Source organism: Methylobacterium nigriterrae, assembly GCF_037106235.1.
Classification (GTDB): domain Bacteria; phylum Pseudomonadota; class Alphaproteobacteria; order Rhizobiales; family Beijerinckiaceae; genus Methylobacterium; species Methylobacterium nigriterrae.
The window spans coordinates 33,027-43,723 of sequence record NZ_JBAWTG010000001.1; the positions used below are offsets into that span (position 1 = coordinate 33,027).

A 10,697-nucleotide genomic window follows, 5' to 3' on the forward strand; every position below is an offset into this window, starting at 1 on the left:
GCGATCAGCCTGGGCGCCGAGAGGGCGTCAGCCGGAGGCCCGGCGCTGGACGCTCGAGCAGCACCTCGCGCCGGAAGCGCACGAGACGCGCGGGCCGGCCCGCCGTGCCGCTCGTGATGCCGTCGGTTTCCTCGACAAGCCCCTGCTGCGCCACGAGGCGGCGGAAGTTCTGCTTGTGCAGCTCGGTGCCTGCCAGCGCCTCGACGGTCCGCTGAAGCTGGAACAGCGTGAAGGTCGGCGGCATCAGCTCGAAGACGACCGGCCGGTACTTGATCTTCCCCCGCATCCGCCCGATCGCCGTCGCAAGCACGCGGCGATGATCGAAGGCCATCGGCACCCCCGTGGGATCTCCCGCCGCCGCGGAGCCGGCATTGCCCCGCGCCTCCGGGATCAAGCCGGCTTCGAACAGCAATTCGTAGCGCTCCAGCACCCGCTCGTCGTTCCACGTGCCGCCGCCGAGACCGAAGGTGAGACCGAGCCTGTCCGCACGGAGGCGGCGCAGCTTCGGATCCGGGGGATCGGCCGCCCAGGCCCGGAGCTTCGGCTCGATCGCGTCGAGGGCGCCGGGCCGGCCCGATCGGAAATCCTCGTACGGGAGAAAGCGGTACCAGTTCTGCCAGCTCGCCTCGGCCAGGCCGCCAGTGCGGACCTCGCGCGCGAGCGCGAGGTAGGCCACCGAGAGCGTGTGCACACCGGCGCCACCGCCCTCGCGGTCGCGGTCGCCGAACGTGTAGAGCTGCTCGACGTAGCCGAGGCGCTGCTGCGTCTGCCGCTCCACCCAGGCTCGGAGGCCGCGCTCGAGCGTGGCGTGCTCCGGCACCAGCGGTCCGGCCGGCAATCCTTCGCCGCGGCTGCCTGCCTGATCCGGTACATGAACCGTGAGGATGCGCGGCTCGCCGTCCGTGGCCGCGACGATGACGGCAACGAGGCCCACGGCAGAGGGGTTGGCGACCTGTGGGCCGGCACCGCTCGAACGCGCCTCCACCTCCATCATTGCAGCCGGCATCCTCCACGCGGCGGTCGGGACCCGAGACCGGTTCGGCTGCGCCGCCCCGTCCGTTCGAAGTGCCCGAAACCGTTCACGACCTGACGTTGCTTTAGCCGCACTTCGCACCTCGCCGTCAACGCAAGTGCCTCCAAACGCCGGGGATTCGAGCCGGTTCGCGATGCGTGGGCGCGCTGCAAGACCATGCCTCGACCGCGTTCGGACGCGCGGAGGACGGTTCGCCTGGGCTCACCGTCACGCCGGGACACGGCGCGGAGCCGATCGTACCTCGGACCGGCGCGGCGCCGCTCGAGACGGGCAAAGCCTTGCCAATTGCCTCGCGAGGCGCCTAACCCCGTGCGGACGGGCGCAGGGATGCGCCCGGACAAGAGGCCAAGCGATGCCCGATCTCCTGATCCTGTCCTGCGGAGCCTCGCCGTGAGCGGCGGCGCCATGCCCCATCAGGGTGCGGTCGTCCCGGTCGACCTGCGCCTCTACGGCATCCTCGACGTCGGCGTGTGCGGCAACGATGCGGGCCGCCTCGCGACCATGGCGTCGGAGGCGGTCGCCGGCGGATGCACGCTGCTCCAGTATCGCGAGAAGGCCATAGCGGACGCACGCGCCGCCCTCGTCCGGATCCGCGCGATCCACGAGGCCGTGGCCGGCCGCGTCCCGGTCCTGATCAACGACAGGGTCGATCTCGCGCTCGCCGCCGGTGCGGAGGGAGTGCATCTCGGTCAGTCCGACATGCATCCCGCCGATGCCCGGCGTCTGCTCGGCAGCGGCGCCATCATCGGCCTGACGCTGAAGACCGGACCGCACGCCGACGAGCTCTATCGCTTGCCGGTCGATTACGGCTGCATCGGCGGCGTCTTCGCCACGACGAGCAAGGACAATCCGGACCCGCCGGTCGGCCTCGACGGCTTCGCGCGTATCGCCTTCCGGGCGCGCCTCGCTCGCGGTACAGGCCTGCCCATCGGAGCCATCGCGGGCATCAGTTCGAGCAATGCGGCCGCCATCGTCGCGGCCGGCGCCGACGGCGTCGCCGTGATCTCGGCATTGTTCGGCGCGGATTCCGTCGAGGCCCGCGCCCGCGACCTGCGTGACCGCGTCGACCTCGCCCTGCGCGACCGGGGAGTCGCCTGATGACCCCGATCGCCGTCACCGTCGCGGGCTCGGATTCGGGCGGCGGCGCGGGCATTCAGGCCGACCTCAAGACCTTCTCGGCGCTCGGCGTCTACGGCGCGAGCGTGATCACGGCGCTGACCGCGCAGAACACACTCGGCGTGCAGGCCATCCACGACATCCCGCCCGCCTTCGTCGCCGCCCAGATCGAGAGCGTCTTCTCGGACCTCTCGGTGACGGCGATCAAGATCGGGATGCTGTCCCAGGCCGGTGTGATCGAGACCGTGGCCGACGCGCTCGATCGTCACGCGACCGGCGTCCCGGTCGTGCTCGACCCCGTGATGGTCGCGACGAGCGGCGACCGGCTGATCTCGGACGACGCCGTGGATGCCCTGCGCCGCCGGCTGATGCCGCGCGCTGACGTGATCACCCCGAACCTCCCGGAGGCGGCGGCGCTCCTCGGGGAGCCGGTTGCGGAGAGCGAGAACGCGGCCGTCGCCCAGGCACGCCGCCTAGTGGCGCTCGGAGCCCGGGCGGTCCTCATCAAGGGCGGGCATGCGGAAGGCAGCGAGAGCGTCGACCACCTCGTAACGCGGGACGGCCATCTCCGGCGCTTCGCGACGTCCCGCATCGCGACCCGGAATACCCACGGCACCGGCTGCACGCTGTCCTCCGCCGTTGCGGCGGGTCTGGCACGCGGCCTTCCCTTGATGAAGGCGGTCGACGAAGCCAAGCACTACATCACCGCAGCCATCGCGGCGGCCAACAGGCTGCGCATCGGACAGGGGCACGGACCCGTGCACCATTTCCACGCCTCTTGGCTGTGAGTAGCCCTTTCGCGCCCCTCACGCAGACCGACTGCATCCCTCGCGCCACCTTGCATCCGGGGCCCGATTGCGTTTGAAGTAGCGCACGATCGTTCGGATAACGGAACGAGAGGGCGGACCCGAGGTCGATGCAGGATCAGGCGGAACGGCAGGCGGAGCGGTCCGAGCGCGGGCGGACCAGGGATCTTCTGAGCGGGGCCCAGGTGCTGTCCGGCCAGCTCGGAAAGACGATCCAGCGCCTGCGGAAGGCCTACAACCTCTCGCTCTCGGAATTGGCCGAGCAGTCGGGCGTGGCCAAGTCGATCATCAGCCAGATCGAGCGCAACGAGACCAACCCGACCCTGGCGACGATCTGGCGCCTCAGCCAGGCCCTCGACGTCTCGATCGAGCGCGTCCTCGCAACCGGCGACGAGGAGCCGTTCATCGAGAAATCGTCGCGCGCCGACACGCCGATCCTCGTCTCCGAGGATGGCAGGGTGAGGCTCGCGATCATCGGCTGGATCAAGACCGTCGAGTGGCTGCAATGGTACGACGTGTCGGCCGATCCCGGCGGCGTACTCGATTCCGATCCGCATCAGCGTGGGTCGGTGGAGTCGCTCTCGGTGAGCGAGGGCGTGTTCGAGGTCGACGTCGCAGGCGCCGTCCAGCGGGCCCGCGTGGGCGAAACCCTGCGCTATCGCTGCGACCGTCCGCACACTGTCCGATGCGTGAGCGAGGGACCGGGACGTGCCACCATGGTGGTGATCATGAAGGCGGCGGTGATGGAATAGGAGCGGTCAGCGCCCCGTATTCACCCAGCGCACCAAATCTCCCAGCACATTCGCCAGCGCACCGTCGAGCCCGGCAGCGGCGTTCGCGGCATCGACCTTGGCGATCGGGACCCTTGACCGGAACACGCGCGCCGCCGCGACCCGCCCGGTGCCTTCAGCGATGAGCTTTGCCGAGATATCGACCACCGCCTCGCCGGCGCCGGCTGCGATGTCGAAGGCGCGAATCTCGCTGATCAGCTGATAATCGCTCACGATCTTGTCGCCGGGGCGACTGACCGAGCGCAGCCGGCCGGAATTCTCCAGGCTCTGGATTATCCGGGTCTGGATCAGGCGCGGCAGGCGGTCGGCCCATTGACCGCCGCCGATGAACGAGAGAGCGCCGCCCGGCTCGCGCACGATGATGCGGTCGGCCTCGAGAGGCTGGATCCCGACAGGCTCCGCCACCACGATCGAGCGCGCGGCCGCCACGGGCCGGCTGGCCGGCGGAAGCGCCGCGAGATCGAATGTCAGGGGCGCAGCGCCGCCTCCGCATCCGCCGAGGGCGGTCGCGATCAGCAGGGCGGCGAGCGCCGGGGCGGGCAAGCGGAACGGCATCGGGTAGACCTGATCGTCTCCTGTCACCGCAGCGGGCGGCCGACCGGAAACTACGGCAAAGCTAGAAAAGTGCCGTGCGGACCGACACACGGATGGGAAACGGCTGGCGATCACCGCCCACCGTTGTATTCCGGCAACGATGGCTTGCCGCCGAAGATTACCTGGGACGGGTCGCGCTCCAGGCTCTTCACGGTGCGGTTCAGCGTGTTGAGCGTGCGTTGGCCGTCGGTCGACAGGGCCTCGACCTCGCGCCGGCCGGTGCCGCTGAGGCGGTTGAAGCTCGTGGCGATGTTCGCGGTGCGCTTGTCGAGGTTCTCGGACAGCGTCCGGAAGGCCCGGCCCGCGTCGCGGACGGAGATCGCGGCCTCGCGCACTTCCGCGAAGGTGCCGCTGCCGGCTTGCCCCGAAGCCGAGCCCAGGAAGCCTTCGGCACCCCTCAGCACGCCGTCGATCCGGTCTGCCGAGACGTTGAGCTTCGCGGCGAGCGTGCGCGCGTCGTGCAGGCCGGCCTCGATATCGGGACTCGCCGCGCTGAGCGCCGCCGAGAAGCGATCCGCGTTGTCGACGACACGGTTGAGCTTCTGCCCGTCGATCGCCTGAACGAGCGCGCTGACCGATGGGCCCGCATCGGCGAGCGTCTTGGAGAAGGCCTCGACGTTGGCGAGCGTGCGGTTGATCGCGCCCTCGTTGCCCGCCACCACCTTGTCGAGGCGCTGCAGCACGTCGTCGGCGCGCTGGGCGATCTGCTTGGCCGCCGCCAGCATGTCCTGGATGTCGGAGGAATCGGCGAAAATCGTCGGCATCTGATCGCCTGAACCCGGAGCCAGCGGCGGCGCGTCGGCATTGCCGCCGCTCAGGGCGATGACCGAAACCCCGGTCAGGAGAGCCGAATCGAGCCGCGCCCGGGTGTCGGCACGCAGCGGCGTCGAGGGCGCGACGTTGACCACCGCGATGACGCGGCGCGGATCCTGGGGCAACAGGCGCACATCCGTGACCTCGCCGACCTTGATCCCGTTGAAGGTGACGCTCGACCCCTTGGCGAGGCCGCCGACGCTGCCCGAGAACACGATGCGCACGGCCTGCGAGACCTGCCGCGACGAGCCCCCCTGCAGCCATAACACGAAGCCGAAACCGGCGACGATGACCGCGAGGGTGAAGGCGCCGATCAGCGCGTAATTCGCACGCGTTTCCATCGGATCATCGATGTCCCGGATCGTCGCAAGCTGAGCGGTGCGCCAGCGCACGCGGACGCCCGCCGTCCCCCATTACCGCGCGCGGCATGACGGCCTCGTGATCACGCATGGGTATGGCCCGGTGCGCCCGAGACGGCCCGGCCGCGCTTGCCGTGGAAGTAGGAGCGGACCCAGGGGTGGTCGGAGGCGAGCATCGCCTCGATCGGCCCCTCGGCGATGATCTGCCCGTCTCCGAGCGCGGCGATGCGGTCGCAGGCCGTGTAGAGGCTGTCGAGGTCGTGCGTCACCATGAATACGGTGAGCCCAAGCGTCTCCTTGAGGGTCGAGACGAGATCGTCGAACTCGCCGGCACCGATCGGGTCGAGACCCGAGGTCGGCTCGTCGAGGAAGAGGATTTCGGGATCGAGCGCGAGCGAGCGGGCCAGCGCCGCGCGCTTGATCATGCCGCCCGACAATTCCGAGGGCAGCTTGTCGGCGGCGTCGGGCTTCAACCCGACCATCTCGATCTTCAGCCGGGCGAACTCGTCGAGCAGGCGCTCGGACAGGTTCAGGTGCTCGCGCATCGGCATCTGGATGTTCTGCTTGACGGTGAGAGCCGAGAAGAGCGCGCCCTGCTGGAACAGGACGCCCCAGCGCTGCTCGATCAGGCGGCGGCGGGCGTGGCCGAGACCGTCCATATCCTCGCCGAACACCTCGATCGTCCCAGAGCGCTTGGGCACGAGGCCGAGGATTGTCCGCGTCAGGACGGACTTGCCCTGGCCGGAGGGCCCGACGAAGCCGAGGATCTCACCGCGGCGGATGTCGAGGTTCAGGCCTTTCAGGATCGTGCGGTCGCGAAAGCCCACGACGAGATCGCGTACGCGAATGATCGCGTCGCGGCGTCCGCCGATTGGGATGCGTTCGAGCTCTGACACGTGGTTTAGAAATCGATAGCCGCGAAGAACACAGCGAAGAGTCCATCAAGCACGATGACCATGAAGATTGACTTGACGACTGAGGCGGTGACGTGGCGGCCGAGAGACTCGGCCGAGCCTTCCACCTCGAACCCCTCGATCGTCGCGATGATGCCGATGATGAGCGCCATGAACGGAGCCTTGATCAGCCCCACCGCGACATGGTGCAGCGAGATTGCAGCCTGCAGACGCGACAGGAAGCCCTCCAGGGTCATGCCGCCGTAGAGCATCGCGGTGAGACCGCCTCCGGCGAGCGCCGCCATCGAGGCGATCAGCGTCAGGATCGGCAGGCCGATCACCAGCGCCAGGATGCGGGGCACGATCAGGATCTCGATCGGGTCGAGGCCCATCACCCGCAGGGCATCGACTTCCTCGCGCATGCGCATCGAGCCGATCTCGGCCGTGAAGGCGGAGCCGGAGCGGCCGGCCACCATGATCGAGGTGAGAAGGACGCCGAGCTCGCGCAGGATCAGGAGACCGATCAGGTTGACCACGAAGGTCTGCGCGCCGAAGCGCTGGAGCTGGAAGATGCCCTGCTGCGCCACGATCCCGCCGACGAGGAACGAGATCAGCACGATGATGGGCACGCCCCGAAAGGCGACCTGCTCGATCTGGTTGACGAGAGCGGTGCCCCGGAAGGTGCTCGGCCGGCTCGCGACCCGGATACAGGCGGTCACGACCTCGCCGAGGAAGGCGAGGCCGGTGACGAGATCCGTCTTGGCGCCGACGACCCGTCGCCCGACATCCTCCAGGAAGGCCACGAGGCGGCTCCGGCGCCGGGCGGCCGGAACCTCCGCACCCTTGAGTGCCATCTCGCTCAACAGGATGCGGTGCTCGGGCGCCGCACCCGCGTAGGCAAGACGGCCGCCCCCGGCCTCGATCTCCGCCCGCGTCCGCTCAAGGACCCAGGCACCAAGCGTGTCGAGGCGCAGGACACGGCTCAGATCGACAAGGATCGGCTGTGCGCCGGCCTGCGCGGCGATCCGCGCAGCAGCCGCCTCGATGGCGGACGCCTGATCGGCGGTCCAGCGGCCGTCGAGCGAAACGCGACCGCTGCCCGCCTCCACGGTCGCGGAGGCGGTCTCTGTCGTCAGCGTGCCGTCTACGGTCCGCACGAACCGGGTCTCCTGATCGCTGCCGTTATGATCTGATCAGGGTTACTATAGTGTCTCCGCCGCGCCCGTACCAAACGGCCGCGGTTCGGCCTCGCGCGCGGCTGCCACGACGAGACCCAGGCCGGCGAGCGCGAGCGGCGCCATCAGCGCGAAGGCGAGGGGGCCGCCGAGCCGATAGGCCGCGCCGGACATCAGGGTGGCGCTCGCGGATGCCAGCGCGTTGACGGCGCTGAGAGAACCCTGCGCCCGGCCGCGAGCCCCGTCCGGCGCAAAGGCCGAGACGGCCGCCATCGCGCCGAGCTGGGTCGCCCCGAAGGTAGCGCCGTGCAGGCATTGCAGTGCCATCACGGGCAGCAGCTGATCGCCGAGCAGCCACATTCCGACCGCACGCACGAGCGCCGCGACCGCGCCGAGACTCAACAGGCGGAACGGCGTGCGCCACCGCGCGGGCGTGTTGCCGATGAGGGCGAACAGCACGATCTCCGCTCCGACGCCGATCGCCCACAGCGTTCCGACCCAGGCCGTGGCGATCCCATGCGTCGTCCAGTGGATGCTGCCGAAGGCATAGATTGCGGCGTGGCTCGACTGGATCGCAGCCGCGGCCACGATGGCGAACCAGAGCTTGCGCGGCAGCCTGACCCGACCGGACGCCGTCGCGGCGACCGTGGCCGCGCCCTCGATGCCTCGGCTCGCATGCACCACGAGGCTCGCGATCACGGCGAGGCCTGTCAGCAGAAGGGGCACGGCAAGACTTTCGCCCATCGCCCCGAGAAGGAAGCCACCTCCGAGGTTCGCGGCAAGAAAGGCGATGGACCCGGACATGCGGATGCGGGCGTAATCGAGACGCGGGTCGCGGCGAACCGCCGCGAGCGTCAGGTAATCGATGCTCGGGACGAGCGGCGCTCCCGCGACCGCGTTGAGAACGATCACGAGAGCGAGCAGGGGCCAGCCGAGGGCCGCCCCCACCGGCATGGCCGCGTAAGTCAGCGCGAGCACGAGACTGCCGGCCAGCAGGAGCGTGCGCGCGCCGACACCCCGGTCGATCAGGCTGAGGAGCGGGGCGGTGGCCACGATACGGGTCGCGATCGGCAAGGCCACGAGCAGCCCGATGACCACGGCGTCGAGCCCGAGCGCGTTCAGCCAGACCGGCATGAACGGCATGGCGATGCCGATCTCGACGAAGACCACGGCATAGAGGAGCGCGAGGCGAAGAGAGCCGGAATCGGCGATCGGGGAAAGCAGGTGAGGCAATGGGAATGCGGGTTCGGTGGATGGGGGCGCCACGTAAGCGGCCGTTAAACCCGACCTGTCAATTTGTTGGCGCCTGGATGCGCAGTGGGCTTCGTGAGCCCCAAATGCCAAGGACGTTGTTGATGTCCGGTTCCCACTCGCTGACCGCGGTCGAACCATCGGAATACGACCTCATCGAAGCGGCGATGAGCGAGAGCGCACGGGGCCGCTGGTTCCTCGGCGAGTATGCCCGCCGCAACCGCAGCGCCGACACCGACATCCTGCTCGGGGCCATCCACCGCCTCGAGAACGCGGTCACCGCCGAGCGTGGCCCGGACGGTTTAGTGCGGTTGCGCGGCGACCTGATGGAGATGGCCAACGCCATCGCGCGGACCAAGGCGGAGATCGCCGCGATCAGCGCGCCCGAGCAGGACCAGACCCGCCTCAGCGTCGCCTCCGAAGCCCTCGACGCGATCGTGCGCGCCACCGAGCGCGCGACCTCCGATATCCTGGGGGCGGCCGAGGAGGTCCAGGAGGCGGCCTGGACCCTGCGCGAGCACGGCGCCGATCCCGCGATCTGCGACGAGCTCGACCGGCGTGCCACGCAGATCTACACCGCCTGCTCGTTCCAGGACCTCACGGCACAGAGGACGGGCCGGATCGTCCACACGCTGCGCTACCTCGAGGAGCGCCTCGTCGCGATGATCGCGATCTGGGGCGACGATTCCGACGAGATTCCACCGGCGCCCGGCGAGGAAGGGGCGCGCAGTCGGCCCGCCTCGGAGTCGAAGCTCGACGACCTCTGCCAGAGCGACGTCGACCGCTTCATCGACATGGATGCATCGGTCGAGATGCCGGCTGTCCGCGCCGCGGCGGTCAGCGCCGTGCCGCTGCACGAGGATCTGGCCTTCGTGCCGGCCGCGGTGACGATCCTCGACGACGGCCCGGCAGCGCGCATCGCCGTCCCGGTCGAGACGATCGTGGACGAGGCGTTCGAGGCGGACATCGGTTTCGCCGAGGCCGACCTGGAGTTTGGCCTCGCTTCCGCAAAAGCCGAGCCGATCACGGCCGAGGAGATCGCAGAAGCGATGGTTCTCACGGTGAGCGCCGCGACGTTCGACGCCGAAACGGCCGAGGATGAGCTCGACGGGTCGAAACAGGCCGGGACAGAGGCCGACAAAACGTCCGCCGCGACGGCCGCGTCCGCCGACAAGGCAATCGATTTCGCCGACCTCGATGCCCTGAGCATCGAGGAGAAACTCGCCCTCTTCTCCTGAACCGACCCGCGGCCGGACCATCGGTCGCGTGCGTCGACGATACCGGATGCTATAGAGCGGCGCGCGAACCTGTCCGCGCCGGCCGCCTTGGAGCACGATGCCTCGCGTGGTGGATCACACGAGGAAGTCCATGGTCCTCCACCTGATCAAGCTGAGCGTCGGTCCCGCATCGATCGACGACCTCGAGGCGCATCAAGCCTGGCAGCGGGCCGAGGCCGTGCGGGCCGGGCGCGACCCGGCCCCGTTCCACACGACGCGCATGCTGCCGAAGCGCCACGCCGAGATCGTGGGACGCGGCTCGATCTACTGGGTGATCAAGGGCACGCTGTCCTGCCGCCAAGCCGTCACGGCGATCGAGCCGTTCACGGCCTCGGACGGGGTGGGCCGCTGCCGGATCGTTCTCGACGCGCGCCTGGTGCCGGTGGCGCCGCGCTCCTACCGCCCTTTCCAGGGCTGGCGCTACCTCCAGGCGAAGGATGCCCCGCACGATCTCGATCGGAGCGCTGCCGGCGACCTTGCCGAGATGCCGGAGACACTCCGCCGGGAGCTCGTCAGCCTCGGCTTGCTCTGAGCGGCTCGCGGGCCCGCGAGCCGTTCCCCTCAGGACGGCACGCCGCGAATGAGTTCG

The 10,697-nt window shown here is 69.5% G+C and carries 11 protein-coding genes; 5 read left to right on the top strand and 6 right to left on the bottom strand.

The window, feature by feature from the left end:
* Positions 1-4 precede the first annotated feature (4 nt).
* The gene (locus WDW90_RS00155; protein WP_431310947.1) at positions 5-991 is read right to left on the bottom strand and encodes an NUDIX hydrolase; all 987 of its coding nucleotides are present in this window, start codon (positions 989-991) and stop codon (positions 5-7) included.
* Positions 992-1,438: 447 nt separating this feature from the next.
* Between WDW90_RS00155 and thiE the strand changes: the two genes are divergently transcribed.
* From thiE to WDW90_RS00170, 3 genes are all read left to right on the top strand, one after another.
* Complete coding sequence (gene thiE / locus WDW90_RS00160; RefSeq protein ID WP_336485491.1) at positions 1,439-2,131, top strand: thiamine phosphate synthase; 693 nt, start codon at positions 1,439-1,441, stop codon at positions 2,129-2,131.
* Positions 2,131-2,937: a bifunctional hydroxymethylpyrimidine kinase/phosphomethylpyrimidine kinase gene (gene thiD, locus WDW90_RS00165; RefSeq protein ID WP_336485226.1), complete on the top strand. Its 807-nt coding sequence runs from the start codon at positions 2,131-2,133 to the stop codon at positions 2,935-2,937. Before thiE ends, thiD begins: the two co-directional genes overlap by 1 nt.
* Positions 2,938-3,065: 128 nt before the next feature.
* Positions 3,066-3,707, top strand: coding sequence for a helix-turn-helix domain-containing protein (locus tag WDW90_RS00170; RefSeq protein WP_336485227.1), 642 nt, complete (start codon positions 3,066-3,068; stop codon positions 3,705-3,707).
* A gap of 6 nt (positions 3,708-3,713) precedes the next feature.
* Here the strand turns inward: WDW90_RS00170 and WDW90_RS00175 are convergent, their stop codons facing one another.
* The 5 genes from WDW90_RS00175 to WDW90_RS00195 form a co-directional block, all read right to left on the bottom strand.
* Positions 3,714-4,301: an ABC-type transport auxiliary lipoprotein family protein gene (locus WDW90_RS00175; RefSeq protein ID WP_336485228.1), complete on the bottom strand. Its 588-nt coding sequence runs from the start codon at positions 4,299-4,301 to the stop codon at positions 3,714-3,716.
* A 110-nt stretch (positions 4,302-4,411) separates the two neighbouring features.
* Positions 4,412-5,494, bottom strand: coding sequence for an MlaD family protein (locus tag WDW90_RS00180; RefSeq protein ID WP_336485229.1), 1,083 nt, complete (start codon positions 5,492-5,494; stop codon positions 4,412-4,414).
* Between the two features lie 101 nt (positions 5,495-5,595).
* A complete protein-coding gene (locus WDW90_RS00185) occupies positions 5,596-6,408 on the bottom strand; it encodes an ABC transporter ATP-binding protein (protein WP_336485230.1) in 813 nt (270 codons plus the stop codon).
* A 5-nt stretch (positions 6,409-6,413) separates the two neighbouring features.
* A complete protein-coding gene (locus WDW90_RS00190) occupies positions 6,414-7,562 on the bottom strand; it encodes an ABC transporter permease (RefSeq protein ID WP_336485231.1) in 1,149 nt (382 codons plus the stop codon).
* 45 nt (positions 7,563-7,607) lie between these two features.
* Complete coding sequence (locus WDW90_RS00195) at positions 7,608-8,813, bottom strand: MFS transporter (RefSeq protein WP_336485232.1); 1,206 nt, start codon at positions 8,811-8,813, stop codon at positions 7,608-7,610.
* Between the two features lie 122 nt (positions 8,814-8,935).
* On the opposite strand from WDW90_RS00195, the gene WDW90_RS00200 reads away from it, so the two are divergent.
* Positions 8,936-10,069, top strand: a complete 1,134-nt coding sequence (locus WDW90_RS00200; protein ID WP_336485233.1) for a hypothetical protein — start codon at positions 8,936-8,938, stop codon at positions 10,067-10,069.
* 130 nt (positions 10,070-10,199) lie between these two features.
* Positions 10,200-10,640, top strand: a complete 441-nt coding sequence (locus WDW90_RS00205) for a DUF1489 family protein (protein WP_336485234.1) — start codon at positions 10,200-10,202, stop codon at positions 10,638-10,640.
* The last annotated feature ends 57 nt before the right edge of the window (positions 10,641-10,697 follow it).

Excerpts from the sequence above, each read along its gene's own strand:
- WDW90_RS00180 (WP_336485229.1), bottom strand. The coding sequence starts at position 5,494 with ATGGAAACGCGTGCGAATTACGCGCTGATCGGCGCCTTCACCCTCGCG.
- WDW90_RS00155 (WP_431310947.1), bottom strand. The coding sequence starts at position 991 with ATGGAGGTGGAGGCGCGTTCGAGCGGTGCCGGCCCACAGGTCGCCAAC.
- thiD (WP_336485226.1), top strand. The coding sequence starts at position 2,131 with ATGACCCCGATCGCCGTCACCGTCGCGGGCTCGGATTCGGGCGGCGGC.
- thiE (WP_336485491.1), top strand. The coding sequence starts at position 1,439 with ATGCCCCATCAGGGTGCGGTCGTCCCGGTCGACCTGCGCCTCTACGGC.
- WDW90_RS00175 (WP_336485228.1), bottom strand. The coding sequence starts at position 4,301 with ATGCCGTTCCGCTTGCCCGCCCCGGCGCTCGCCGCCCTGCTGATCGCG.
- WDW90_RS00170 (WP_336485227.1), top strand. The coding sequence starts at position 3,066 with ATGCAGGATCAGGCGGAACGGCAGGCGGAGCGGTCCGAGCGCGGGCGG.
- WDW90_RS00200 (WP_336485233.1), top strand. The coding sequence starts at position 8,936 with ATGTCCGGTTCCCACTCGCTGACCGCGGTCGAACCATCGGAATACGAC.
- WDW90_RS00205 (WP_336485234.1), top strand. The coding sequence starts at position 10,200 with ATGGTCCTCCACCTGATCAAGCTGAGCGTCGGTCCCGCATCGATCGAC.